This is a genomic window from Arthrobacter gengyunqii (assembly GCF_023022985.1).
GTDB classification, from domain to species: Bacteria; Actinomycetota; Actinomycetes; order Actinomycetales; family Micrococcaceae; genus Arthrobacter_B; species Arthrobacter_B gengyunqii.
The window spans coordinates 3293216-3316258 of the sequence record NZ_CP095461.1; the positions used below are offsets into that span (position 1 = coordinate 3293216).

The 23043-nt window shown below is 65.7% G+C and carries 20 protein-coding genes, 1 pseudogene and 1 riboswitch; of the genes and pseudogenes, 7 read left to right on the forward strand and 14 right to left on the reverse strand.

Annotation, left to right across the window (positions count from 1 at the left end; genetic code table 11):
* The first annotated feature begins 8 nt into the window (after nucleotides 1-8).
* Nucleotides 9-701 (forward strand): class I SAM-dependent methyltransferase, encoded by a 693-nt coding sequence (locus MUG94_RS15190; RefSeq protein WP_227890555.1) that lies wholly within the window; start codon nucleotides 9-11, stop codon nucleotides 699-701.
* A 197-nt stretch (nucleotides 702-898) separates the two neighbouring features.
* Here MUG94_RS15190 and MUG94_RS15195 read toward each other — a convergent pair whose 3' ends face one another.
* From MUG94_RS15195 to dnaK, 4 genes are all read right to left on the reverse strand, one after another.
* On the reverse strand, nucleotides 899-1411 hold the full coding sequence (locus tag MUG94_RS15195; protein WP_227890556.1) for a heat shock protein transcriptional repressor HspR: 513 nt from the start codon (nucleotides 1409-1411) through the stop codon (nucleotides 899-901).
* Between the two features lie 88 nt (nucleotides 1412-1499).
* Entirely contained in the window at nucleotides 1500-2495 is a 996-nt protein-coding gene (locus MUG94_RS15200) for a DnaJ C-terminal domain-containing protein (RefSeq protein WP_227907022.1), read from the reverse strand.
* A 119-nt stretch (nucleotides 2496-2614) separates the two neighbouring features.
* On the reverse strand, nucleotides 2615-3232 hold the full coding sequence (locus tag MUG94_RS15205) for a nucleotide exchange factor GrpE (protein WP_227907023.1): 618 nt from the start codon (nucleotides 3230-3232) through the stop codon (nucleotides 2615-2617).
* A gap of 2 nt (nucleotides 3233-3234) precedes the next feature.
* The gene (gene dnaK, locus MUG94_RS15210) at nucleotides 3235-5106 is read right to left on the reverse strand and encodes a molecular chaperone DnaK (RefSeq protein ID WP_227890559.1); all 1872 of its coding nucleotides are present in this window, start codon (nucleotides 5104-5106) and stop codon (nucleotides 3235-3237) included.
* Nucleotides 5107-5333: 227 nt separating this feature from the next.
* Here dnaK and MUG94_RS15215 point away from each other — a divergent pair, with 227 nt between their 5' ends.
* The 3 genes from MUG94_RS15215 (at nucleotide 5334) to MUG94_RS15225 (ending at nucleotide 8890) form a co-directional block, all read left to right on the forward strand.
* The gene (locus MUG94_RS15215; RefSeq protein WP_227907024.1) at nucleotides 5334-6137 is read left to right on the forward strand and encodes a methyltransferase domain-containing protein; all 804 of its coding nucleotides are present in this window, start codon (nucleotides 5334-5336) and stop codon (nucleotides 6135-6137) included.
* 39 nt (nucleotides 6138-6176) lie between these two features.
* Nucleotides 6177-6692 (forward strand): low molecular weight protein-tyrosine-phosphatase, encoded by a 516-nt coding sequence (locus tag MUG94_RS15220; protein WP_227890561.1) that lies wholly within the window; start codon nucleotides 6177-6179, stop codon nucleotides 6690-6692.
* 125 nt (nucleotides 6693-6817) lie between these two features.
* Nucleotides 6818-8890 (forward strand): chorismate-binding protein, encoded by a 2073-nt coding sequence (locus MUG94_RS15225; protein ID WP_341482148.1) that lies wholly within the window; start codon nucleotides 6818-6820, stop codon nucleotides 8888-8890.
* On the opposite strand, the gene cls is transcribed toward MUG94_RS15225, so the two are convergent.
* The gene (gene cls / locus MUG94_RS15230) at nucleotides 8891-10366 is read right to left on the reverse strand and encodes a cardiolipin synthase (RefSeq protein WP_227907025.1); all 1476 of its coding nucleotides are present in this window, start codon (nucleotides 10364-10366) and stop codon (nucleotides 8891-8893) included. It lies immediately after the preceding gene.
* 68 nt (nucleotides 10367-10434) lie between these two features.
* Between cls and MUG94_RS15235 the strand changes: the two genes are divergently transcribed.
* A complete protein-coding gene (locus tag MUG94_RS15235) occupies nucleotides 10435-11325 on the forward strand; it encodes an aminodeoxychorismate lyase (RefSeq protein ID WP_227907026.1) in 891 nt (296 codons plus the stop codon).
* 27 nt (nucleotides 11326-11352) lie between these two features.
* Here the strand turns inward: MUG94_RS15235 and MUG94_RS15240 are convergent, their stop codons facing one another.
* Genes MUG94_RS15240 through MUG94_RS15250 form a run of 3 tightly spaced genes read right to left on the reverse strand, consistent with a single transcriptional unit; the run spans nucleotide 11353 to nucleotide 14370 of the window.
* Nucleotides 11353-12171 carry an energy-coupling factor transporter transmembrane component T family protein gene (locus MUG94_RS15240; RefSeq protein ID WP_227907027.1) on the reverse strand — a complete coding sequence of 273 codons (819 nt, stop codon included), beginning with the start codon at nucleotides 12169-12171 and terminating at the stop codon, nucleotides 11353-11355.
* Nucleotides 12168-13754, reverse strand: a complete 1587-nt coding sequence (locus MUG94_RS15245; protein WP_227907028.1) for an ABC transporter ATP-binding protein — start codon at nucleotides 13752-13754, stop codon at nucleotides 12168-12170. Before MUG94_RS15245 ends, MUG94_RS15240 begins: the two co-directional genes overlap by 4 nt.
* Nucleotides 13741-14370, reverse strand: a complete 630-nt coding sequence (locus tag MUG94_RS15250) for an ECF transporter S component (RefSeq protein WP_227907029.1) — start codon at nucleotides 14368-14370, stop codon at nucleotides 13741-13743. The genes MUG94_RS15245 and MUG94_RS15250 overlap by 14 nt, the downstream gene beginning before the upstream one ends.
* A 59-nt stretch (nucleotides 14371-14429) precedes the next feature.
* Nucleotides 14430-14569, reverse strand: a riboswitch (TPP riboswitch).
* 89 nt (nucleotides 14570-14658) lie between these two features.
* Between MUG94_RS15250 and MUG94_RS15255 the strand changes: the two genes are divergently transcribed.
* The gene (locus tag MUG94_RS15255) at nucleotides 14659-14922 is read left to right on the forward strand and encodes a DUF4235 domain-containing protein (RefSeq protein WP_227890567.1); all 264 of its coding nucleotides are present in this window, start codon (nucleotides 14659-14661) and stop codon (nucleotides 14920-14922) included.
* 169 nt (nucleotides 14923-15091) lie between these two features.
* On the opposite strand, the pseudogene mnhG reads toward MUG94_RS15255, so the two are convergent.
* The 6 genes and pseudogenes from mnhG to MUG94_RS15285 all read right to left on the reverse strand — a co-directional run.
* A pseudogene (mnhG, locus tag MUG94_RS15260) lies at nucleotides 15092-15451 on the reverse strand (monovalent cation/H(+) antiporter subunit G); the annotation flags it as partial.
* A gap of 42 nt (nucleotides 15452-15493) precedes the next feature.
* On the reverse strand, nucleotides 15494-15751 hold the full coding sequence (locus tag MUG94_RS15265; RefSeq protein WP_423724182.1) for an MrpF/PhaF family protein: 258 nt from the start codon (nucleotides 15749-15751) through the stop codon (nucleotides 15494-15496).
* Nucleotides 15751-16377 (reverse strand): Na+/H+ antiporter subunit E, encoded by a 627-nt coding sequence (locus MUG94_RS15270; RefSeq protein ID WP_227890569.1) that lies wholly within the window; start codon nucleotides 16375-16377, stop codon nucleotides 15751-15753. The genes MUG94_RS15265 and MUG94_RS15270 overlap by 1 nt, the downstream gene beginning before the upstream one ends.
* Nucleotides 16374-17975: a Na+/H+ antiporter subunit D gene (locus tag MUG94_RS15275; RefSeq protein ID WP_227890570.1), complete on the reverse strand. Its 1602-nt coding sequence runs from the start codon at nucleotides 17973-17975 to the stop codon at nucleotides 16374-16376. Before MUG94_RS15275 ends, MUG94_RS15270 begins: the two co-directional genes overlap by 4 nt.
* On the reverse strand, nucleotides 17972-18460 hold the full coding sequence (locus MUG94_RS15280) for a Na(+)/H(+) antiporter subunit C (RefSeq protein WP_227890571.1): 489 nt from the start codon (nucleotides 18458-18460) through the stop codon (nucleotides 17972-17974). The genes MUG94_RS15275 and MUG94_RS15280 overlap by 4 nt, the downstream gene beginning before the upstream one ends.
* The gene (locus MUG94_RS15285; protein WP_227907030.1) at nucleotides 18457-21462 is read right to left on the reverse strand and encodes a Na+/H+ antiporter subunit A; all 3006 of its coding nucleotides are present in this window, start codon (nucleotides 21460-21462) and stop codon (nucleotides 18457-18459) included. The genes MUG94_RS15280 and MUG94_RS15285 overlap by 4 nt, the downstream gene beginning before the upstream one ends.
* A 199-nt stretch (nucleotides 21463-21661) precedes the next feature.
* Between MUG94_RS15285 and MUG94_RS15290 the strand changes: the two genes are divergently transcribed.
* Nucleotides 21662-23032 (forward strand): MFS transporter, encoded by a 1371-nt coding sequence (locus MUG94_RS15290; RefSeq protein WP_227907031.1) that lies wholly within the window; start codon nucleotides 21662-21664, stop codon nucleotides 23030-23032.
* Nucleotides 23033-23043 lie beyond the last annotated feature (11 nt).

Here is a 23043-nt window from a genome sequence, read left to right on the forward strand (position 1 = left end):
CTTCTGACATGGAACAGACGAATCACAGCTCCGCACCCGAACCCGCCGAGTCCAATGAATCCGCCGGGGACGCCCTCCCATCCCCGCGGGAACCTGCTGCAGTCGGAGCCTTCTGGGACCAGCGCTACGCCGAAAAGTCCGCTCTGTGGAGCGGTCAGCCCAATGCAGCCCTGGTGAGCGAGGTCCGCGGACTGCAGCCCGGAAGGGTTCTGGATGTCGGTTGCGGCGAGGGCGCCGACGCCGTCTGGCTGGCGGAGCAGGGCTGGGACGTCACGGCACTGGAGGTCTCTCAGGTGGCGCTGGACCGGGCTGCCCGGCAAGCCGAGCAGCGGGGCGTGACCGTGAACTGGCTGCACTCCGGACTGGTGGAGGCCACCCTTCAGCCGGCGTCCTTTGATCTGGTGTCGGCTCAGTATCCGGCCCTGCTCCGCACCGACTCGAACGCGGCCGAGCTGGCCCTGCTTCGTGCCGTGGCACCCGGCGGCGTCCTCCTTCTGGTGCACCATCAGCTGCCCGCCGACGGAGACACCGGGGCACACAGCGCGGCTCTGCGGGACTATGTGGGACTGGCCGACGTGGCCGCCCTGCTGGATGAAAACTGGCGCATCGAGGTGCACGAGGTCCGTCCCCGGCACGTCAGCGCCGGAGCTGGTGCACACCACACGGAGGATGTCGTCCTGCGGGCGCGGCGCCTTCGCTGACCTTTCCCGGATCTTCCAGGTCAACTTCTTTTCGCGAACCCCTTGCCGCAGATTCAGCGGCGGTTTTCTCCGGCCAGCCGATCGGCGCGTCCTCGCTCCCCTGCCTGCTGGCTTGGACGCTGGCGCTTGGCGCACTGGCCGTGTGGGCCAACCGCCGGGACCAGGGACGCCGGTTCCGCTAGGCCGTCAGGGTGAAATCAGAGCGACTGGACGTAACCGTCGTCGGCGTAGTCCATGGCGTCCTGCTTGCCGGCGGGCAGGGCGCGCAGCTTGCTGCGGCGCTGCACCAGGGACGCCAGGCTGAGCTGGGTGGCGAATGACCGCGACGCCGGCGGGCGCTGTCCGCGGGTCAGCGTCACCACGTCGCCGGCCAGCCCGGCGGCGAACACCCGGCTTCGGTCCGGAGTGCGCTGCTGCAGCGAGTCCAGCTCCGCGGAGAGTTGATCCACCCGTGCCCGGAGCCCCGAAACCTGGTTTTCCAGTTGCATGATGCGCTTGATGCCTTCCAGCGACACGCCCTCCTGGGAGAGCCGCTGGACCTCGCGAAGCATGTCGATGTCGTGCTGCGAGTAGCGCCGGGACCTTCCGGGAGCGCGGCTCGGGCAGACGATGCCCAGCCGGTCATACTGCCTCAGAGTTTGCGGATGCATATCCGCCAACTCAGCGGCAACGGAGATCACAAAGATAGGCGCGTTGACGTCTATGCCCATTGTTCCTCCTTGACAGCTGTTGAAGTAGTAGTAACCATAGCCCGGTTTCGGTTCCCGGAGCACGGGAACCGAAACCGTGTTCCGTCAGTTACAGCCGGGCCCTGGCAGCCAGCCCTGCGCGCGGGTCCTCACCCTTGGTGGCGTCGGCGAAGGCCTCAACAGCGGCTTTCGCTTCCTTGTTCAAATGTGAGGGAACGGCGACGTCGATGGTCACCAGCAGGTCACCGTTGCCCTTGGACGTCTGCACGCCCCGGCCCTTGACCCGCAGTGTGCGCCCGGACGGGGTTCCGGCGGGCACCTTGAGTTTTACCTTGTCCGAGGTCAGCGTCGGCACCTCGATCGTGGCGCCCAGTGCGGCTTCGGGGAAGCTCACCGGTACGTGGATGCGGATATTGTTGCCGTCCCGGACAAAGAAATCGTGCGGGGTGACGTTCACGGTGACCATCAGGTCGCCGTTGCCTGCCGCTCCGGGCTGGCCCTTGCCTCTAACCCGAATCTTTTGGCCGTCCTTGACCCCTGCGGGGACCCGGACCTCCACCACTTCACCGCTGGGCTCGCGGAGCCCGATGACGGTGCCGTTAATGGACCCGGCGAAGGAGATGGTGGTGCTGGCTGTGCGGTCGGCACCCTTTTGCGGCGGTGTTGAACCGAAACCGCCGCCAAAGCCTCCGCCGCCGAACAGATCGGCGAATTCCGGCGGAATGTTGCTGCCGCCGGTGCTGTAGCTGGTGCGGCGGCTGCCGCCGGGACGCGCCCCCTGGCCAAAAAGTCCGCCAAAGAGATCCTCGAAGCCGGCGCCGCCTGCGGGGCCCGCCCCGCCGGGACCGCCGGCGGAGAAACGCGCACCGCTGCCCATGGCGCGGATCGCGTCGTACTGCTGGCGCTCGTCGGCGTCCGACAGCACTGAATACGCTTCGGAGAGATCCTTGAACATCCGCTCGGCCGAGGGATCATCCTGGTTCTGGTCCGGATGGTACTTGCGCGCCAGCTTCCGATAGGCCTTCTTGATATCGGCTTCCGACGCGTCCTTGGGGACACCCAGAATCTTATAAAAATCCTTATCGACCCAATCCTGACTAGCCAATTGGCGTCCCCTTCCTCAATTTACTGCTCCTGCCCACACCCCGCAGGTTGCGGACCGGACGTGCACTGCTGGAAAAAAGGTGCCCGGGGCCGCCGTGAGACGGCCCCGGGCACCCCTGCCTACTGCTCCGGAACGGAGACGATAACCTGTGCCGCCCGCAGGACCCGGTCATTGGACTTGTAACCGGCCCGCAGAATCTGCGTCACTGTATCCAACTGGACGTCCGGGCTTTGCTGCTGGATCAGGGCTTCATGGATGTTGGGGTCAAATTCAACCCCCACCTCGTCAATCCGTCCCAAGCCGTACGTCTTCAGCGAATTTTCCAGCTTGTTGGCGATGGAGGCAAAGGGCCCCTCCGCCAAGTCGCCGTGCTGGCGTGCGGCGTCGATGTCATCCAGGACGGGCATCAGGGAGTTCAGCACTCCAATGACGGCCATTTCCCGGGCGACGTCGCGGTCCCGCTCCACCCGCTTGCGGTAGTTGACGTATTCCGCCTGCAACCGCAGCAGGTCGTTGCGCAGCTCCGCAGCTTCCGGTGATCCCGCGGCAGAGGGCTGCGGGGGAACATCGGCGCTGTTGAGGATCTGCTCGGCCTGGGCCAGAGCATCGCCTTCGGCACCGCTGTCCGCGGCGGACGTTTCACCGGGGGCTGCCGTTTCGGAGTCCGCCGGCACCTGGCCGGCGGGATCCTGCTCGTCGCCGTTGGGCTTCTCGTTGTTTCCGTTGCCTTCAGCCATGATTACTTCTTGTCTTCGTCGTCGACAACCTCTGCATCAACGATGTCTTCGTCGCCTGCGGAGGAAGCATCGGAGGCGCCTGCGCCACCGGCTGCACCGGCACCTGCAGCGCCTTCAGACTGAGCGGAGGCGTAGATGGCCTCGCCCAGCTTGGTCTGCGACGTCTGCAGCTTCTCGAACGCGGACTTCACCTCGTCGTCGTTCTCGGTGCCTTCCAGCGCCTTCTTCAGCGCGTCGACATCGCCCTTGACCTCGGTCTTGACGTCTTCGGGCAGCTTGTCCTCGTTGTCCGTGATGAGCTTGTCCACGGAGTAGGCCAGCTGCTCGGCGGAGTTGCGGACGTCGGCTGCCTCGCGGCGCTTCTTGTCCTCCGCTGCGTGCTCTTCGGCTTCGCGGACCATGCGGTCGATGTCTTCCTTGGAGAGGGAAGAACCGCCCGTGATGGTCATGGACTGCTCGGCGCCGGTGCCCTTGTCCTTGGCGGACACGTGCACAATGCCGTTGGCGTCGATGTCGAAGGTGACCTCAACCTGCGGGACGCCGCGCGGAGCCGGAGCAATACCGGTCAGCTCGAACGTGCCCAGCGGCTTGTTGTCGCGGGTGAACTCGCGCTCACCCTGGAAGACCTGGATGGCCACTGACGGCTGGTTGTCATCGGCCGTGGTGAAGGTTTCGCTGCGCTTGGTGGGGATGGCCGTGTTGCGCTCGATCAGCTTGGTCATCACACCGCCCTTGGTCTCAATGCCCAGGGACAGCGGGGTGACGTCGATCAGCAGGACGTCCTTGCGCTCGCCCTTCAGGACACCGGCCTGCAGTGCGGCACCAACGGCCACAACCTCATCCGGGTTCACGCCCTTGTTCGGCTCCTGGCCGCCTGCCAGTTCCTTCACCAGTTCGGTGACGGCCGGCATACGGGTGGAACCGCCGACGAGGATGATGTGGTCAATGTCGGAAACCTTGATGCCGGCTTCGGAGATGACGTCCTTGAACGGCTTCTTGGTGCGGTCCAGCAGGTCCTTGGTCAGGTCCTGGAATTTGGCACGGGAGAGGTGCTCGTCCAGGTGGACCGGGCCCTCGGGGGTAACCGAGAGGTACTGCAGGGAGATGTTGGTGGAGGTGGCCGAGGAGAGTTCCTTCTTGGCCTGCTCCGCTGCTTCCTTCAGACGCTGCAGGGCAATCTTGTCCTTGGACAGGTCGGCACCCTTGGCCTTGGCCTGGCTCAGCAGGTAGTCAACGATGCGCTGGTCCCAGTCATCGCCGCCGAGGCGGTTGTCACCGGCGGTGGCGCGCACCTGGATGGTGGAGAAGTCATCTTCATCCTTGCCGACTTCCAGCAGGGAAACGTCGAACGTTCCGCCGCCGAGGTCGAAGACCAGGATGAGTTCATCTTCCTTGCCCTTGTCCAGGCCGTAGGCCAGTGCGGCTGCGGTGGGCTCGTTGACGATGCGCAGCACGTTCAGGCCGGCAATTTCGCCGGCTTCCTTGGTGGCCTGGCGCTCGGCGTCGTTGAAGTAAGCGGGAACGGTGATCACGGCGTCGGTGACCTTCTCGCCCAGGTACGACTCGGCGTCGGACTTCAGCTTCTGCAGGATGCGGGCTGAGATTTCCTGAGCGGTGTACTTCTTGCCGTCAACGTCCACGCTCCAGTCGGTGCCCATGTGGCGCTTGACGGAGGAGATGGTGCGGTCAATGTTGTTGACAGCCTGGCGCTTGGCGATCTCGCCTACGAGAACCTCGCCGGACTTGGCGAAAGCAACAACGGACGGCGTGGTGCGGCCACCCTCTGCATTGGCAATAACGGTGGGCTCGCCGCCTTCAAGGACGGAGACAACCGAGTTGGTGGTTCCAAGGTCAATACCTACTGCACGTGACATTTGCTTCCTCTTTCCGTGGAAAACGACGCCGTTGCGGGGGCAAAGCCTTCCGCAGCGCGTCTTGAGCGTTCTGGACTCAACTTTACTCACGCTCCGACCTTTGTCAACAAAGTTGAGCCTTCTCGACTCAAGTCCTTGAAATTGGGGGCCAGGCCTTGCCGCTCCCGCTCCCCGACACGAGGCGCACCTCCGGACAATCCGCGCCGGTGCCCGCGTATCCTCCTCCTATGGCTCCCGAACAGTATTCGCACGGCCACCACTCCAGCGTGGTTGGCGCCCACGCCCAGCGCACGGCTGCCGACTCGGCGGCTTATCTGCTCCCCTATCTGGAGTCCGGAATGACCCTGCTGGATGTGGGCTGCGGCCCGGGCAGCATCACCGCTGATCTTGCCAACCTCGTGGACCCCGGACCCGTCACCGGGCTGGACCAGTCCGAAGACGTGGTGGCTCTGGCACGGAAGCTCGCCGCCGCACGGGGACTGGTCAACACGGAGTTCCTCGCGGGAAACGTATATGACCTGGACTTTCCGGACGCAACGTTTGACGTTGTCCACGCCCACCAGGTGCTCCAGCACCTCGCGGATCCGGTGGCAGCCCTGCGGGAAATGCGGCGGGTGACCCGGCCCGGAGGAATAGTGGCGGTCCGGGACGCGGATTTCCACGGCATGAGCTGGTACCCGGAGTTACCCGAACTCACCGCATGGATGGACACCTACCAGCAGATTGCCCGCGGCAACGCGGCAGAGCCGGACGCCGGACGGCGCCTGGTTGCGTGGATCCTTGAAGCCGGCTTTACCGAGTTCGAACCGTCAGCTTCCAACTGGCTCTACGCCACCCCCGAACGCCGCAGCTCGTTCGGCGAAGGATGGGCGGACCGGGTGCTGCACTCCGCGTTTGCCGCGCAGGCACTGGATCGCGAATTGGCCGACGAGGCCGGGCTGGCGCGGATGGCTGAGGGTTGGCGGCGCTGGTCACAAACCGCGGACGGATGGTTCCTGCTTCCGTCCGGCGAGGTCATCGCCTGGGCCTGAAGCCGGTGCCGCCTCGCCGGCAGTGGGTACGCTGGAGGAATGTACAGAATCATCACGGTCTGCACCGGCAACATCTGCCGCTCCCCCATGGCCCAGTTCTGCCTGACCCGCGCCTTCAACGAGGCTGGACTGGGAGACGAGGTCCGGGTCGACTCCGCCGGAGTGACAGCATGGGAGGCCGGACGCCCGATGGACCCCCGCGCCGTGGATGAACTTACACGCCACGGCTTTGACGCCCGCGAAACCGAAACTTTTCGGGCACAGGAGTTCAAGGTGGATTGGTTTGCCGACCGCGACTTGGTGCTGGCTATGGATTACGGGCATTACGTCGAACTCCGGGACATGGCAGCACGCGGGCAGGACCAGGACAAGGTCCGCCTGATCCGCAGCTTTGATCCTGCCTCTGCCGCCCTTCCGCCCGAAGAACAGGGCATTGAAGACCCCTGGTACGGCACCATGAGCGACTTCGACTCCTCCTACGCCATGATCCGGGCCTCGGTGCCGGGCGTGGTGGAATATGTCCGGGACGCCCTGGCCGCCGGCGGATCACGCTGAAACCGCGCACGGCCCCCCTGCTTACAGGCCCGCTGCCCGTACTCATCGCCGTCGACGGGTTCTCCGGTGCCGGCAAAACCACCCTTGCGACGGAACTGGCTGCGGCGCTGCGCGCGCACCACACCGTGTCCCTGTTCCATCTGGAAGACATTTATCCCGGCTGGGACGGGCTGGCGGAAGGCATCGAATACTTCCGCCACCGCATTGCCCAGCCCCTCTCCGCCGGCCGTACCGCCCACTGGCAGGCCTGGGACTGGACCACAAACCAATACACCGACACGCGCCGCACCGAACCGGCCGACATCATCATCTTCGAGGGCGTGGGTTCCTCCAGCGCCGCAGTGAGCCCGCTGCTTCACGCAGCAGTGTGGGTCAGCGCACCGGCAGATCTGCGGCGGGAACAGGCGCTGGCCCGCGACGGCGACACCTACGCCCCGCATTGGGAACGGTGGGCCGATCAGGAACAGGCGTGGGCGGCGGAGGATCCGGCGGCTTCCCGCGCTGACATACGGGTGGACCGGGAGCATGCCTCGGGGGCTCCGGCAACCGCCGCCGGTTATGTGCTGCGCGCCCTCGGGCAACTCGCCCTTCCGCTTGCCGCGACCTGGCCGGGAGCCGGTGCGCCCGCCGAAGCCGTCCGAGTGGAGCGGCTGGACACCTGGGCGAACCCCGAACAGCTCTACGCCGCCCTGTTTGGCGGTTCGGCCCGGGCGGTATGGCTGGACAGCTCCAGTGCCTCCGCGGCGCCTGCCGGGACATCGGGGGCCGGGCACGTTGCAGCCCGCAGCCGCTTCAGCATCATGGCCGACGACGGCGGCCCGCGGGGGCGGTACGCGGAGCACCGGCGCGGGACGGGCCGCGAAACAACCGGGGTAACCACCCTCGTGGCCGGACCGGTGAGTGTCTCCCGGCCGGGGTCCTTCTTCCCGTGGCTGGATACTGTCTGGGGGCAGCCGCGGGCGGACGTTCCGGCGGACTATCCCTGCGGCTTTGCCCTCGGCTGGCTGGGGTTCCTCGGCTACGGCCTCAAGCGGGAAACCGGCGGAGCTGACACGCCCGCGGCTCCCGGCTCCCCGGCGGATGCCGCTCCGGACGCCGCCCTGATATTCGCCGGCCGGGCCGTGGTTCTGGACCATGACGAGCGGTGCGTCTATGTACTGACACTCGCCGACAGTGCCAACGGTGCGACGGACATCGGTGACGGCGGTGACGGCGGTGACGGCGGTGACGACGGCGACGATGACGATGACGGCGGCGACCGTCACTGGGTCGCGGCGGTGCGGCGGTCAGTCGAGGCTGCAGCCGCTTCGCCGCCGGACCCTTCGAGCGAAGAACCTCCCTTTCCTGCTCCGGAGTTCACCGTGCGGGACAGCAGGGACTCCTACCTCGCCAACGTCCGTTCCGCGCAGGCGGAGATCAGCGACGGCAATTCCTACGAGGTGTGTCTGACCACCTCTCTCACCGCACAGCTGGACGAGCCCCTGGCCGGGGCGGACATCCTGGCCCTGTACCGCCGGCTTCGGCGGCGCAGCCCGGCTCCGTTCGCCTCCCTGCTGCGCTTTGAGGGATACAGCCTGGCTGGAACCTCTCCGGAACGCTTCCTGTCCTTCGACGCCGCCGGACACATGCGGGCCGAGCCGATCAAGGGCACCCGCCCGCGCGGCTCCACGCCGGCGGAAGACCGGGAGCTGGAAGCGGATTTGGTCTCCTCGCTGAAGGACCGCGCGGAAAACATCATGATCGTGGACCTGCTGCGCAACGACCTGTCCCATTTTGCCGTTCCCGGCTCGGTCACCGTGCCACGGTTGTGCGCGGTGGAAAGCTACGCCACGGTTCACCAGCTGGTCAGCACGGTGGATTCCCGGCTGCTGCCGGGCGCGTCCCGTGCCGAAGCCGTCGCGGCCGCCTTTCCGCCCGGGTCAATGACCGGAGCTCCGAAAATCAGCACCATGGCCATCCTCGACCGGCTGGAGGGCGCGCCGCGGGGAGCCTATTCCGGCGTCGTCGGCTGGTTTTCCCTGACCGGTGCGGCAGATCTGTCCGTGGTGATCCGGACCCTGGAGATCCGGAACGGTTCCCTGTCCCTGGGCGTGGGCGGGGCGGTTACTGCTGATTCGGATCCGCAGGCGGAGTGGGAGGAAGTCCGGGCCAAGGCCTTCGGCGTGCTCAGCGCGCTGGGCGCCAAGTTCCCGGAGTAACTACTGCAGGGTGGCAGTCAGCCGGCACACGTTGTCAATGTAACGCTGCCAGACGGGGCGCCCCACCCATTCGGAGAGCAGCAGCTCCCGGGACATGGACCGGTAGGTGTCTTCAATCCGGCGCATGTCGGTCACGATGTTCCCGTCGAACATCATGACCGACACTTCCAGATTCAGGGAAAAGGACCGCATGTCCATGTTCGAGGACCCCAGGACGGCCACCTCGTTGTCGATGGTGAAGTGCTTTGCGTGCAGCACCAGCGGCTTGGGATACAGGTAGATCCGGATGCCTGCCCGCAGCAGCGCTTCATAGTAGGAACGCTGGGCATGGTCGACGAGGAACTGGTCGCCCCGCTCGGAAACGAACAGCTCCACCTGAACGCCGCGCTGGGCAGCGGTGGTGATGGCGTACAGCAGGGAATCATCGGGCACGAAGTAGGGGCTGGTGATGGAAATGCGGTCCGACGCGGAATAAATCAGCGAGGTGAACAGGCGCAGGTTGTTCTCCGTGGTGAACCCCGGGCCGCTGGGCACCACCTGGCAGGTTACGTCGCCGGGATGACTGCTCCATTCATAGAGGCTCAGCTCCCGTTCAAGGTTCTCATCCGTTTCCGCGTTCCAGTCCGTGGCAAAAACCACGTTGATTTCATCCACCACCGGACCTTCCAGCCGCGCCATCAGCTCCACCCATTTCCGGCCGATCTTCCGGTTGTGGGGCTTCCTGTAGGAAGGCTCCACCAGGTTCTGGGACCCGGTGTAGGCCACCTTGCCGTCAACCACCAGGATTTTGCGATGATTGCGCAGGTCCGGCCGCCGCCACAAACCGCGGGCCGGGAGCAGGGGCAGCATCCGCCGCCACTGAATGTCAGTGCTGCGAAGTTCCTTCAGCAGTTTCCGATAGCCCTTCACCCGCAGTGTGCCGATGTGGTCAAACAGCAGGCGCACCCGGACTCCGCGCGCGGCGGCGTCCTTCAACGCGGCGAAGAATTCCCGGGTGACGCTGTCGTAACTCATGATGTAGAACTCGACGTGCACGTATTTTTGGGCGGCGCGGACCACTTCGGTCATTTCGCGGATGGACTCGCTGTAGTCCCGCTGCAGCTCCACTTTGTTGCCGTCCAAGCTCGGGAAGGACCCGAGCCGGCGGTTCAGCTCGGTGGCCGAGACCACCCATTCCGGCCCGGAATACCGGCTGCCTTCGGCCTCCAGCTCGCGGGTGTTCTCACGGACCGCCCGGTTGACCTCAGCTTGGCGCTTGACCCGGTGTTCGGAGAGCCGGAAATTGCCGAAGAGCAGGAACAGGATGATTCCCGGCACCGGGAGGAAGAAGATGCACAGCAGCCAGGCCATGGCGGTGGTGGGGCGCCGGTTCCCCGGCACCACCCCGAGGGCGATGATGCGGATCGCGTAATCCAGCACGGTCAGCGCCGTGGCGATCCAGACGGGGAGCGCTGTTCCCGTTAATGCCACCCACACACGACGCTCCTATCAGCTGCTGTTCCTCAATAGCCTAGTCTGCCGGATGGGCAAACTAGGCTGGGTGCATGACTGTTCTGGTGTTCCTGGATCCGAAGTTCCCCGAAGGCCGCCTCGCGGATGCCGCCGTTCCGCAGCTGATGGCCGCTGATCTTGGGGCTACCCGAGGCGACGGCGTTTTCGAATCGATGCTGGCCATTGACGGCGTCCCCCGCAAAATGGACGCCCATCTGGACCGGATGGCGTCCTCGGCGCTCGCCCTTGACCTTGTCTTTCCGGCGAGGGAGAGCTGGGAACGTGCGGTTTCCACGGCTCTTTCAGAGCTGCCCGTCCAGGCGGGGTCCGGCCAGGTGGGGTCCGGCGAGGCAGTGGTGAAGCTGCTGCTGACCCGCGGCGTCGAGGGAACCGACTCCCCCAGCGCGTGGGTCGCGGCCTCCCCCGTACCCGCCGCTGTCCGGGAGCGCAGCGCCCAGGGCCTGGACGTCCTGCTGCTGGACCGCGGCTATGACAGCACCGTGGCCGACCGCGCACCATGGCTGCTGCTCGGCGCCAAGACCCTGTCCTACGCCGTCAACATGGCGGCGCTGCGCTACGCCAAGGCTCAGGGCGCCGACGACGTCATCTTCACGTCCTCCGACGGAAAGGTCCTGGAGGGTCCGACGTCGAGCGTCATCCTGGCGGTGGAGGAAGACGGCGTCAAGACGCTGCTGACGCCCGAACTCGAGAGCGGCATCCTTCCCGGCACCACCCAGCGCGCACTGTTCGACGCAGCCGAAGCGGCAGGCTGGGCCCGGGGTTACGGCCCCCTGGAGCCGGCGCACCTGATGGAGGCCGACGCCGTGTGGCTGGTGTCCAGCATCCGGCTCCTGGCTCCGGTGACTTCCATTGACGGCACCCCGATTCCTTCGTCTCCCGCGCTGACGGAGGAACTGACCGCACTGCTGCGCGGGGCGTTGTAACCGGGCCGGCTCAACTCGGGATGAAGCTCAGCTCAGGATGAAATTAAACGTTCCTGCGCCCACGGCGGCGGCCAGTGCACCTCCGGCCAGCACCACCCCGTAGAGGGCAACCCACGCGTCCAGGCCGGTGAACACGGAGGTGCGGGCCCAGGTCCGGCCGCCGTTGCCGAAACCGCGGGCTTCCATGGCTGCGGCCAGGCGGGTGGCACGCCGTACGGCCTGCACCAGCAGGGCGACGGCCTGGCCCAGGAAGGAGCGGACCCGGGTCAGCAGCCCCGAATCCGCGCCGACTCCCCGCGCGTGCCGGGCCATCCCCAGGCTCTGCCATTCGGAAACCAGCAGCCCCACGAGGCGCATGGCGGCCAGTGCCCCGAGCACAAAACGGTGCGGGAGCCTCAGTTTCTGTGCCAGCGCGTCCGCCAGATCCGTGGGATCCGTTGAGGCCAGCAGGAGGATTCCGGGCAGGGCGATCGCCAGGCCCCGCAGCCCGATGGCGATTCCGGCAGCCACTGAATCCGACGTAAACAGGACCGGGCCGGCGTCCAGCAGGACGGTGCCGGTCTTTTCCGCCAGCAGCGCGGTGCCCCACGCGCCCACCAGCGCGGCGACGATCAGGGGCCAGATCCGTCGAAGCAGGGTCAGCGGCCGGGTCCGCAGCAGCGGCAGCAAAAGAAGTTCCCCGGCAAGGACGATGCTGGAGCTGATCCAGTCCACGCTGATCAGCACGGCAAGTGTCACTGCCACGGCTGCAGCAAGTTTGGACAGCGGATTGGCCCGCTCCAGCAGGGTTCCGGACGGACGCCGGGTCGGATTGCGCAGATCAATGTCCAGTTCCGCAGTGCTCACTTCCGCGCCGCTTCCTTTCCCGCCATTTTCAGCGCCGCCTTCTGCGCCGTCGTGCGCACCGTGGCAGTGCCGTCCTCCACGTGCAGGACGTTTCCGCCCAGCGCCGCCAGGAACTCGGCGTCATGGGTGACCGACACCACGGAGCGGCCCTCGGCCAGCAAGGTGCGGAGCAGGGTCACCAGCTCCGCCCAGGTGTTGGCGTCCTGCCCGAAGGTGGGTTCGTCCAGCAGCAGGATGTCCGGTTCCGTGGCGATCATGGTGGCCACGGAGAGCCGGCGCTTTTCGCCGCCCGACAGGGTGAACGGATTGGCGTCCAGCAGAGCGGTGAGCCGCAGCCGCTCCGCCAGCCTGTCCACCAGGGAGGCAATCTCGGTCTCCGTCAGCCGCCCCGCCCGTCTTGGCCCGAAGGCCAGTTCGCCGCGGACGGTGCCGGTCAGGAACTGGTGCTCCGGCTCCTGGAAGACAGTGCCGATCCGGGTTACCAGCTCGGTCGATTTCCAGCGGCCCGGGTCGGTGCCGGCGGAACCGGCCAGCGCGGCTGTGGCCCGCAGAGTACCGGCCACAGGCTTCAGCAGTCCCCCCATTGTTAGGGCCAGCGTCGTTTTTCCGGCGCCGTTGGGGCCGGTGATGCCGAGCGAAGTCCCGGCGCGCAGCGCCAGATCCACGCTGCTGACAATTGCCGGAGCCCGCTTCCCGCGCCCCGCGGCAAGGCCGCGGGCAACCAGCAGCTCTGAACCGGCATGCTGTGCCGCCGGTTCCGGGACGGCAGGCCGGTTCCCCGGCAGCCAGACGCCGGCGGCGGTGAGACGGGCACGGTTGCCCGGTGCCGACAGAACCTGTGACGGCGGACCGTCGGCAAGGATCCCGCCGTCGGCCGCTAAAACCACCACCCGGTCCACGACGTCCGCCCAGACGGACACCCGGTGTTCCACCACAATCAAGGTGGCCCCGGTGCGCTCCAGCACGCGTTCGACGGCGGCACGGACTTCTTCCACACCGTCCGGGTCGAGATTGGCCGTGGGTTCATCCAGGAGCAGCAGACCCGGCTGCATGGCCAGAACGCCGGCCAGCGCCAGGCGCTGCTTTTGTCCGCCGGACAGTGCGGCCGTGGAATGGTGCAGCGGCACCCGCAGGCCAACGTCGTCCAGGCTGGTGCGCACCCGCTGCCAGATCTCCTGCGGGGGTATGCGGAGGTTCTCCGCGCCGAAGGCAACCTCGTCCCCCACCCGGGAGAGCACCAGCTGGGAGTCCGGGTCCTGAAGCACAAGGCCGGCCCGGCCGCGGGCCAGCTGCGGAGCAATCCCGTCCAGGGTGAGGCTGCCGTGTTCCTCCCCTGCTGCGTCCGGCCCGGTACCCTCGCCGAGAACACCGGCGAGGGCGTGCAGCAGCGTGGATTTCCCCGCGCCGGAGGCACCCAGGAGCAGAACCCTCTCCCCCGGTTCGATGTCCAGCGTCAGGCCGGAGACCGCGGGGGTGCTGCGTCCTGCGTGCCGCCAGGAGTAGTCCCGTGCCCGTACGGACACGGGGGAAGACACGGGGGAAGACACGGGGGAAGACACGGGGGAACCGTCAGGAGCGCGCATCTGCTGCCCGGCCCGACGCGAACGACGCCAGAACTCCGGTCCGGGCCAGGGCACGTGCGGCCAGCCAGGACAGCAACCCGGCCAGGACGGCACCCGACACCGCGGCAAACAGGGTGTACAGCGCCTGCCACTGTGCGGCCCATTCCGGCCGGAAGAGAATGTTCTCGCTGACGCCCAGGAACACACCGGACACCAACCCGGCAAGCATCGCCACGGGCAGGGTGTACCGGGCATACAGGAAGGCCAGGAAGACCAGCTCCGCTCCCGCCCCCTGGATGAATCCGGACAGCAGCACCGAGAGGCCAAACTGTGTTCCGAGCACGCCGGACACCGCGGAGGCCAGGACCTCACAGTAAATTGCAGCTCCGGGTTTGCGGATGATCAGCGCACCCAGGACCCCTGCGATGAGCCACCCGCCGGTGTAGAGACCGCCTAACGGTGGAAAGGCAAGGAACACGACCTCCACCCCGTTGTACGCCAGCGACCAGGCCCAAAAGATGACCCCCACAGCCACTGCAAGGACGGACGCCACCACAATGTCGACAACGCGCCAAGGCCTGCGCCAGACGGAATCCTGCCGACCGGAGCGTTGGAGCCTGGAATTGTTCTGCTGCATGAAAAAAACCTCCTGAGGTACAGGAGGGGAGGGACTGTTCACGGCGGATTGCCGTGAGGTCCCGTGAGATCTCGACTCCCTAGCGCCGGTACTAACCGGATCAGGTTCGAGGGTCTGCGGATGTCCGCACTCTCAGCGCCTGGGTCTTCCCGCGTCGTGCCGAAGCACTGGCGGGGAGGGCGCTCCCCTGTCGTATGTTTTGCGATCACCACTCTACACACGGACAGGCCACTTTGGGCGGCTCGGCGGTAGGGTTAGGGAAAACGGCCCCCAACCTTAGGAGCATCCATGAACCTGATCCTGAAACTGCTCAGTACCGGCGTGAGCATCGGCGCGGGCATTGTGTCCGCCAAACTGCTGGACTTCCTCTGGACCCGGATCACCGGCAACGAACCGCCCCGGGACAATGACGGAGTCCTGGACGTCAACCTCCGCACCGCGGTGGTCTTCGCCGTCGTTTCCGGCGCCGTCAGCCAGGCCATCCGGGTGCTGACCACCCGCGGCACGCAGCGCGCCATCCAGCGTTACCAGAAGACCCCCGAGATCGTTTAGTCGACAGCTGATCCCAGCAATACCGAGTTTCACCGCAGGGCGCTCAGCCCTCGGGACTGCGTCCCGGGCGCTGGGCGCCCTGCGCTGTTTCCGACATCGAATCGTCGTCCAGGGACCCTGCCTCGTTGTGCTCCCCCGGGTCGTCGTCCACGCGGGGGTCTTCGTCTTCACCGTCGTCGTCGGAGTCCGAGCCGTCGGCGTTCTTGGCGTGCAGAAGCAGCTGCTGGGCCCGGCCCACCACGTCATCCAACTCGTCAATGGTGAGCAGTTCCGGACGCAGGTGCTTGGTCCGGTAGCCGGCCCGGCCCACCATGTGGGCGGACACCGGCGCGGTGAGGATCATGAACAGCCAGCATACGGCCAAGACCGGCAGCAGGGACCAGCTCTCAAACTGGACCGCCATCGCCAGCAGGAACAGCAGCAAACCCAGCACCTGGGGCTTGGACGCGGCGTGCATGCGGCTCATCAGGTCCGGGAAACGGGTCAGCCCGATGGCGGCAGCCAGGGACATCAAAGCCCCGCCCAGCATCAGGATTCCCACAATCAGGTCATTCAGTTCCTGGCTCACAGGCTACCTCCGGTCCGTAACAAAGCGGGCAACGGTCACGGAGCCAATGAACCCGATGAGTGAGATCGAGACCAGCAGCGCCAGATAGTTCAGGTTCTTGTTGACGATCATGTCCGTGGCCAGAGCCGCACCGACGATCGTCAGCAGGACGTCTGCGGCCAGCACCCGGTCCAGGATGGACGGTCCCCGGGCAATCCGGAAAATGGCGCCCGCTGCTGCAACTGCCAGCATGACGGCCACCAGGACCACAAAAACTGTCATCATGAGTTTGCTCCCTTAGCGGATTCCGCCCGGTTGTTCGCCAGGTCGGCGGCTTTCCTGCCGGCAGCCTGCTCCGCTTTAAGGACCTCAAGGTCCTCACGCGATCCAATGCTGCGGATCAGCCAGGACTCGGTGTCCCGCACGTCCTTGCGGACCTTATCGGCTTCCTCAGGAGTGGAAACGTTCAGGCAGTGCAGGTAAAGGGTGGACGTGGACCGGTCCACTTCCACCACGAGCGAGCCGGGAATCAGTGACAGGGCGTGTCCGGTTGCTGTCACCAGCAGGTCGGAGCGGCTGCGCAGTTTCACGCCCACCACCGCATTCTTGATGTGCGGTCCCTTGGTCACAGACAGCCACAGCACTTCGAAGCTGGCGTGGACCAACTTGTAGAAGAACCGTGCCAGGAATCCCGCAGCATAGAGCGGGTTGAAGCGTCCGCTCAGCTCCACGGGAGGCAGGTAGAAGATGTTCGCCACGATGAACGCGATCACGGCGCCAAAGATGAGGTTCCCCGCGCTGAAGTCCTGCCAGAGAGCGCCCCAGAGGAACACCAGCCAAATCAGCAGGGGGATTTCCTTCAGCAGCGGGACACGCGGACGGTTCCGCATTTGGGCCCTGCGGGTCATTGTCCGGCCCCCTCTCCGAGAACGGCTTCAATGTAGGGCGTACGGTCCAGCAGGTCCTGCGCCGCGTTGTCACTGAGTGAGAACAGAGGGCCGGCCAGGACGGAAAGGGAGACGCCAAGCGCCACCAGCCCCACCGTGGGGTACACCATGGTGCGCGGCAGCAGGTCGACGGCGTCGCTGCCGGAGAACTTGCCGGTGGTGACGCTTCCGGAGGTCCGCAGCGATGATCCGTCGGCACCGGTGGCCAGCAGGATCGGATCCGGATGCACGGCGTCTTCCGGCGTGCGCCAGAACGCACGGTTCCAAACCCGGGCCATCACCAGGAGGGTCAGCAGGCTGGTGAGCACGCTGGCCCCGACCAGGACGTAGGCCAGCGGAGTGCCCAGCTCAACGCCAGCCTCCAGGAGACCCAGCTTGCCCAGGAATCCGGAGAACGGCGGGATGCCGCCCAAGTTGATGGCGGGAATGAAGTAGAGCACGGCCAGGATCGGCGACAGTTTCGCCAGCCCGCCGAGCCGGTCCATGTTGGCGGTGCCTCCCCGGCGCTCGATCAGGCCGGTCACCAGGAACAGCGAAGTCTGGATTGTAATGTGGTGGACCACGTAGAACACCGCGGAACCAATGCCGATAACGGATCCGACGGCCAAACCGAAGACCATGTAGCCGATGTGGCTGACCAGGGTGAAGGAAAGCATTCGCTTGATGTCGGTCTGCGCCAGGGCGCCGAGGATCCCCACCACCATGGTCAGACCGGCAACCACCATCAGCAGCGTGTTGATCCGGTCTCCGGGGAAGAGCAGCGTCTCGGTGCGGACCATGGCGTAGACGCCCACCTTGGTCAGCAGCCCGGCGAACACGGCAGTCACCGGCGCCGGGGCCGTTGGATAGGAGTCGGGCAGCCAGAAGGACAGCGGGAACACCGCGGCCTTAATGCCGAACGCCACCAGGAGCATCAGGTGCAGCATCAGCTGTGTTCCGGGATCCAGGTCTCCGAGCTTCACCGCCAGGTCCGCCATGTTCACGGTGCCCGTGGCCGCGTAGATCATGGCGATGGTAATCAAGAAGAGCAGCGAGGAAACCACGCTGACCACCACGTAGGTGATGCCGGCGCGGATGCGCGCCGTGGTTCCGCCCAGCGTCATGAGCACGTAGCTGGCCGTCAGCAGGATTTCGAAGCCCACGTACAGGTTGAAGAGGTCCCCGGCGAGGAACGCATTGGACACGCCGGCCACCAGGATGAGGTAGGTCGGATGGAAGATCGAGACCGGCCCGTCCTCCTCGCCGCCGGCCATGCCCTGCCCGGCCGCATAAATAAGCACCGCCAGGCTAACGGCCGACGAAACCACCAGCATCAGGGCGGAGAACTGGTCCACCACCATGGTGATGCCCACCGGCGGCAGCCAGCCGCCCAGGTTCACCGCCTGCGCTCCGGTTTCCCAGACGGAAAACAGCAGGAAAACTTCCAAGATCAGGGTCACGGACAGGATGGTGACGCTGATAATGCGCTGGGCACGGGCATGGCGGATGAGGATGAAGGCCAGGGCGGCGCCGAAGAACGGCAGGACCACGGCCAGCGGAGCCAGACTTATCGTGTTCATTCCTTGGCCTCCGGGCTGGTGCTTTGACCGGTGGCGCGCAGGGATCCGGGCGCCTCTTCAGCCTCTTCGGGCGGGGTGAATTCGGTGGTGTCCTCGGGGACATCGGCGTCATCTTCAGCGTCGAAGCTGCTCTGGCTTGCCACGCGGCGGTCTTCGACGTCGTCCTGGACCTCGTCCTGGCGGCTCAGCACCCAGGAGCGGTAAATGATGCCGAGCATGAACGCCGTCACCGAGAAGGAGATCACGATGGACGTCAGGATGAAGGCCTGGGGCAGGGGATCGTTGTAATCCTCCGCCGCAATCTCCGCGCTGAACAGCGGTGCGAGGCCCTGGAATCCACCGGTGGACAGCAGCAGGATGTTCGTGGCGTTGGTGAGCATGGTCAGCCCCAGCACCACACGCGTCAGGCTGCGTTCCAGGAGCAGGTAGATCCCGCAGGCATACAACGCACCCATGATGATCATGAAGGTGATGTTGACGCTCATCGGGCCACCTCCTCTTCTCGCATGGTTATTTCAGGTTCGATCTCCACCAGGTCCTCGTCGTCGGAGGAACCGCCTTCGCTGCGTTCATCAATTTCGGAACCCAGGCTGCGCAGGACATCGAGCACCAGCCCCACGACCACCAGGTACACCCCGATGTCGAAAATGGTGGAGGTGACGAACTTGATCTCGCCGAAAATCGGCCAGGTGAACTTGATGATGGCGCTTTGCAGGATCTGCCCGCCGAAGAACAGCGGTGCCGCGGCGGTGAGGCCGGCAATCCCCAGCCCGCCGCCCAGCAGCAGGCCCGCGCTTACCGGGCTTGCCTCCGCGAGCTCAAACCGGCCACCGGCCAGGTACCGGATGGTCAGGGCCAGTCCGGCCATGAGTCCGCCGGCGAAGCCGCCGCCGGGAATGTTGTGCCCGGCGAGAAGGAGGTAGATGGAGAACAGGATCACCGAGTGGAACAGCAGCCGGGTAACCACTTCGAAGATGATGGAACGCCGTTCCGGCGCAAGCGTCCGACCGGCAACCAGCCAGGCGTCACGGCTCACGCTGGAGAACTTCCGTGCCAGCGCCAACGTGGCCTCCTGGCGGCCTGTCGAGGCAAAGTGCTCGCGGCCGCGGTCCACCGAGCCGGTGGCAATGCCCTCCGCACGGCGGCGTTTGTCGCCCCGTCCGCGGACAAAGATCAGCGAGGCCACACCCGTGGCGGCCATGGCCAGCACGGAGATCTCACCGAAGGTGTCCCAGGCGCGGACATCCACCAGGGTCACGTTGACGATGTTCGCTCCGCCGCCGACCTCATACGCGAGGTTGGGGAAGAGGAGCGAGATGGGCTCGGCGACGCGGGAGTTCATGGCGGTCATGGCAATCAGCACCATGGTGGCACCAAAGGCAATTCCCAGCAGGGCCCGCAGCAGGCGGTGTCCGGCGGGTTCGCGCTTCCAGAGCCGGGCAGGCAGCGACCGCAGGGCCAGCACGAAGGCCACGAGGACGATGGTTTCCACCAGCATCTGGGTCAGGGCCAGGTCCGGTGCGCCCTGCAGTGCAAAGATCAGGGCAATCCCGTAACCGGTGACGCTGACCATCAATACAGCCAGGAAGCGCTTGTTGGCGCGGGCTGCGGCAACGGCGCCCAGAATGATCCCCAGGCCAATGACGGCCTGCAGCGGGGTGTCCCACCAGTGGAACTGATCCGGAAGCGCGGCGCCGCGCCACAGCAGTGCGGTCAGCGGCGTCAGGACGGCAACCGTCAGGATCACAAAGAGGTAGAACATCAGCGAACCGCGCTGCGTTCGGCCCGTAACCCAAACGGCAACGTCGTCCAGCACGCCAATGATTCCGCGGTAGGAACGCTCGGCATCCAGCGGTGCGGTGAACCGCCCCTGAACACTTTCGACCCGCACGCGCTGCCAGAACAGCAGCACTCCGGCGCCGATGGTGATGACCGTCAGCAGCAGCGCCGTGGTGAAACCGTGCCACAGCGCCAGATGGGTGGGTTCACCGTCAACCGGGTACAGGTCAGCGTAGGAGCTGACGGCAGCATCGATCGGGGCCGGCCAGAGACCGAACACCACGGTGACCGCGGCGAGGATGGCCGGTGCACCGAGGAACGCCCACGGAACCGGCTTGAAGGGCGTCTGCTTGCCATTGGGCTTGGCCGCAAAACCGCCCCACACAAAACGTGCGCTGTAGGCAAACGTCAGGATGGAGCCGATGACGACGCCGGCCAGCAGAACGGCCGCGCCGAAAGTTCCCTGCTTTTCGGCAAAGTGGACGAACGTCTCGTAGACGGATTCCTTGGCCACAAAGCCCAGCAGGGGCGGCACGCCGGCCATGGAAGCGGCACCGATGAGGGCCACCACAAACAGTTTCGGTGCGGAACGGTAAATGCCGGAGAGCTTGCGGATGTCGCGGGTACCGGCCTGGTGGTCCACAATTCCCACCACCAGGAACAGCGTCGCCTTGAAGAAGCCGTGGGCCAGCAGCAGGCCCAGCCCGGCGATGGCAGCCTCGCGGTTGCCGAGCCCCACCACCAGGGTCAGGAAGCCGAGCTGGCTGACCGTTCCGTAGGCCAGGATCAGTTTGAGGTCATGCTGGCGCAGTGCCCGCCATCCGCCCAGCAGCATGGTGGAAAGACCCAAAACCAGCACAACCGCGTGCCAGTAGGCGCTTTCGGAAAAACCCGGTGCCAGCCGTGCAACAAGGTAGATGCCGGCCTTGACCATGGCAGCGGCATGCAGGTAGGCGCTGACCGGGGTCGGCGCAGCCATGGCGGCCGGGAGCCAGAAGTGGAAGGGCAGCAGCGCGGACTTCGAGACCGCGCCGATAAGCATCAGCACAATGGCGATGTCCACAAGGGCACCGCGTTCAAGCAGCTGCGGTGCCATGGCCAGGATCTCGGAAATCCGGAACGTTCCCGCGGCGCCGCCGATCAGAACCATGCCCACGAGCATGGTCAGGCCGCCGAAGGTGGTGACCACCAGCGCCTGCAGGGCGGCCCGGCGGGCAGACAGCCGATGCGCCGAGTATCCGATCAGCAGATAGGACAGGACGGTGGTTATTTCCCAGAAGATGAACAGCAGGATCAGGTCATCTGCCGTCACCAGGCCGAACATGGCCGCGGCGAAGGCCAGCAGCTGAGAACCGAAGGCACCCATCTGGGTGTCCCCCGGGCGGAAGTAGCGTGCGCAGTAGAACAGCACCAGCGAACCGACGCCGAGGATAAGGATGGACAGGACCGCGGCCAGGGTGTCCATCCGGAAGGCGAGCTCAACTTTGAGATCGGGTATCCAGGGGATCACTACGGACGGCGGGGCGTTGGGAGCGCCCGAGGCCAGCGTCTGGTCGGCAGCTGTGTACCGGGGGAACGTGACCAGCAGCCAGACGAAGGCTGCTGCGGGGACGGCTGCCAGGACGTAAAACGCCGACCTGCCGATCCTGCGAAACATTAAGGGCGCCACCAATGCCACCGCAAATAAAACGGTGAGCACAACTAGCACTAGATCTCCCGAGCTTTTTTTGACAGTCTTCCAGCCGCAAACACAGCTGTAGTTATCAAGGTGGTGGTCAGAGGGCGTATATCTATTCTACTCATGGCATACACCCAAGCCGTATTCGGGTACGGTTCAGCCATGCCGCGGGACATGCCGGAGATCCGGTTGTCGTCCCGCCCGGACCATGCACCTATAGCATCTGCCTATGGTCTCCAACACAGAAGTTCACATCGCGCTGCCCGGCGGGCCGCCTCCGCGTTTCCGGAAACGGCAGGTCCTGGCCTGGGCGTCCTGGGACTGGGGGTCCGCCGCCTTTAACGCCATCATGACCACCTTCGTCTTTACGGTGTACCTGACCTCGGAGAGCTTCGGCGGGGAAGACCATGCTTCCGCCGTCCTGGGGTACGGCATCGCCCTGGCCGGAGTGGCAGTGGCAGTGCTCGCCCCCGTCATGGGACAGCGCTCGGACGCCGGGGGGCGGCGCCGGCTCTGGCTGGGCATCAACACGGCCCTGGTGTGCCTGGTCACCGCCCTGTGCTTCTTCGTCTTTCCCCGGCCGGAGTTCCTGCTGCTCGGCGTTGCGCTGATCGCCTTGGGCAACGTCTTCAGTGAGTTTGCCGGCGTGAACTACAACGCCATGCTGTCCCAGATTTCGACGCCGGCAACGGTGGGACGGGTCAGCGGTTTCGGCTGGGGCATGGGGTATGTGGGCGGGATTGCTGCCTTGGCAGCGGTGCTGGTGGGCTTCATCAACCCCGACGTGGGCTGGTTCGGCGTTACTTCGGAGAACGGCTTGAACATCCGCGCCGTCGCCGTTTTCGCCGCCGTCTGGCTGGCCGTCTTCGCGTTGCCCGTCCTGTTTGCGGTTCCCGAAGTTCCCCGTAAGGCGCGAGCTGCCGGAATTGGTTTCCTGGCGTCCTACGGACTGCTGTTCCGTCGCGTCAAGGCCATCTACAAGACCAGTCCGCACACCATCTGGTTCCTGCTGGCCAGCGCAGTGTTCCGTGACGGCTTGGCCGCGGTGTTCACGTTCGGCGGAATAATTGCATCCGGAACCTTTGGATGGCCCATCTCACAGGTCATCATCTTCGCCATCTTCGGCAACGGGGTGGCAGCCGTCGGTGCCATCGCGGGCGGCTTCCTCGACGACCGCAACGGCCCCAAGAAGGTCATTGTCTTCTCACTGATCGGGCTGCTGATCTCCGGCGGAATCATTGCGCTGTTCGGAGCCGAGGACCAGAGCCTCTTCGGGCTGCAGTGGAGCGGAGACACCACGTTCTGGATATTCGGCCTGCTGCTGTGCCTGTTTGTGGGGCCTGCCCAGTCGGCGTCCCGTGCGTTCCTGACCCGGCTTGCCCCGGAAGGCGAGGAAGCCGAGCTGTTTGGGCTTTATGCCACCACCGGCAGAGCCGTGAGCTTCCTGGCGCCCACGCTCTTCGCCGTCTTCATCACCATTTTCGGCGCCCAGCGGTACGGCATCCTCGGCATCCTGCTGGTGCTGCTGGCGGGCCTGCTGGTGCTGCTGCCGGTGCGATCACCGGACAAGACACCGCGCGCGGTGGTTCCGGAAGCCTGACCGCTGCCCGG

What these genes read in the sequence shown, in the direction of transcription:
- MUG94_RS15270 (WP_227890569.1), bottom strand. Translation starts at nt 16,377, where the DNA reads ATGACCCGCAGGGCCCAAATGCGGAACCGTCCGCGTGTCCCGCTGCTG.
- MUG94_RS15280 (WP_227890571.1), bottom strand. Translation starts at nt 18,460, where the DNA reads ATGAGCGTCAACATCACCTTCATGATCATCATGGGTGCGTTGTATGCC.
- MUG94_RS15195 (WP_227890556.1), bottom strand. Translation starts at nt 1,411, where the DNA reads ATGGGCATAGACGTCAACGCGCCTATCTTTGTGATCTCCGTTGCCGCT.
- MUG94_RS15275 (WP_227890570.1), bottom strand. Translation starts at nt 17,975, where the DNA reads ATGAACACGATAAGTCTGGCTCCGCTGGCCGTGGTCCTGCCGTTCTTC.
- MUG94_RS15205 (WP_227907023.1), bottom strand. Translation starts at nt 3,232, where the DNA reads ATGGCTGAAGGCAACGGAAACAACGAGAAGCCCAACGGCGACGAGCAG.
- MUG94_RS15220 (WP_227890561.1), top strand. Translation starts at nt 6,177, where the DNA reads ATGTACAGAATCATCACGGTCTGCACCGGCAACATCTGCCGCTCCCCC.
- MUG94_RS15265 (WP_423724182.1), bottom strand. Translation starts at nt 15,751, where the DNA reads ATGACAGTTTTTGTGGTCCTGGTGGCCGTCATGCTGGCAGTTGCAGCA.
- MUG94_RS15235 (WP_227907026.1), top strand. Translation starts at nt 10,435, where the DNA reads ATGACTGTTCTGGTGTTCCTGGATCCGAAGTTCCCCGAAGGCCGCCTC.
- dnaK (WP_227890559.1), bottom strand. Translation starts at nt 5,106, where the DNA reads ATGTCACGTGCAGTAGGTATTGACCTTGGAACCACCAACTCGGTTGTC.
- MUG94_RS15290 (WP_227907031.1), top strand. Translation starts at nt 21,662, where the DNA reads ATGGTCTCCAACACAGAAGTTCACATCGCGCTGCCCGGCGGGCCGCCT.
- MUG94_RS15190 (WP_227890555.1), top strand. Translation starts at nt 9, where the DNA reads ATGGAACAGACGAATCACAGCTCCGCACCCGAACCCGCCGAGTCCAAT.
- MUG94_RS15215 (WP_227907024.1), top strand. Translation starts at nt 5,334, where the DNA reads ATGGCTCCCGAACAGTATTCGCACGGCCACCACTCCAGCGTGGTTGGC.
- MUG94_RS15255 (WP_227890567.1), top strand. Translation starts at nt 14,659, where the DNA reads ATGAACCTGATCCTGAAACTGCTCAGTACCGGCGTGAGCATCGGCGCG.
- MUG94_RS15250 (WP_227907029.1), bottom strand. Translation starts at nt 14,370, where the DNA reads ATGCAGCAGAACAATTCCAGGCTCCAACGCTCCGGTCGGCAGGATTCC.
- MUG94_RS15245 (WP_227907028.1), bottom strand. Translation starts at nt 13,754, where the DNA reads ATGCGCGCTCCTGACGGTTCCCCCGTGTCTTCCCCCGTGTCTTCCCCC.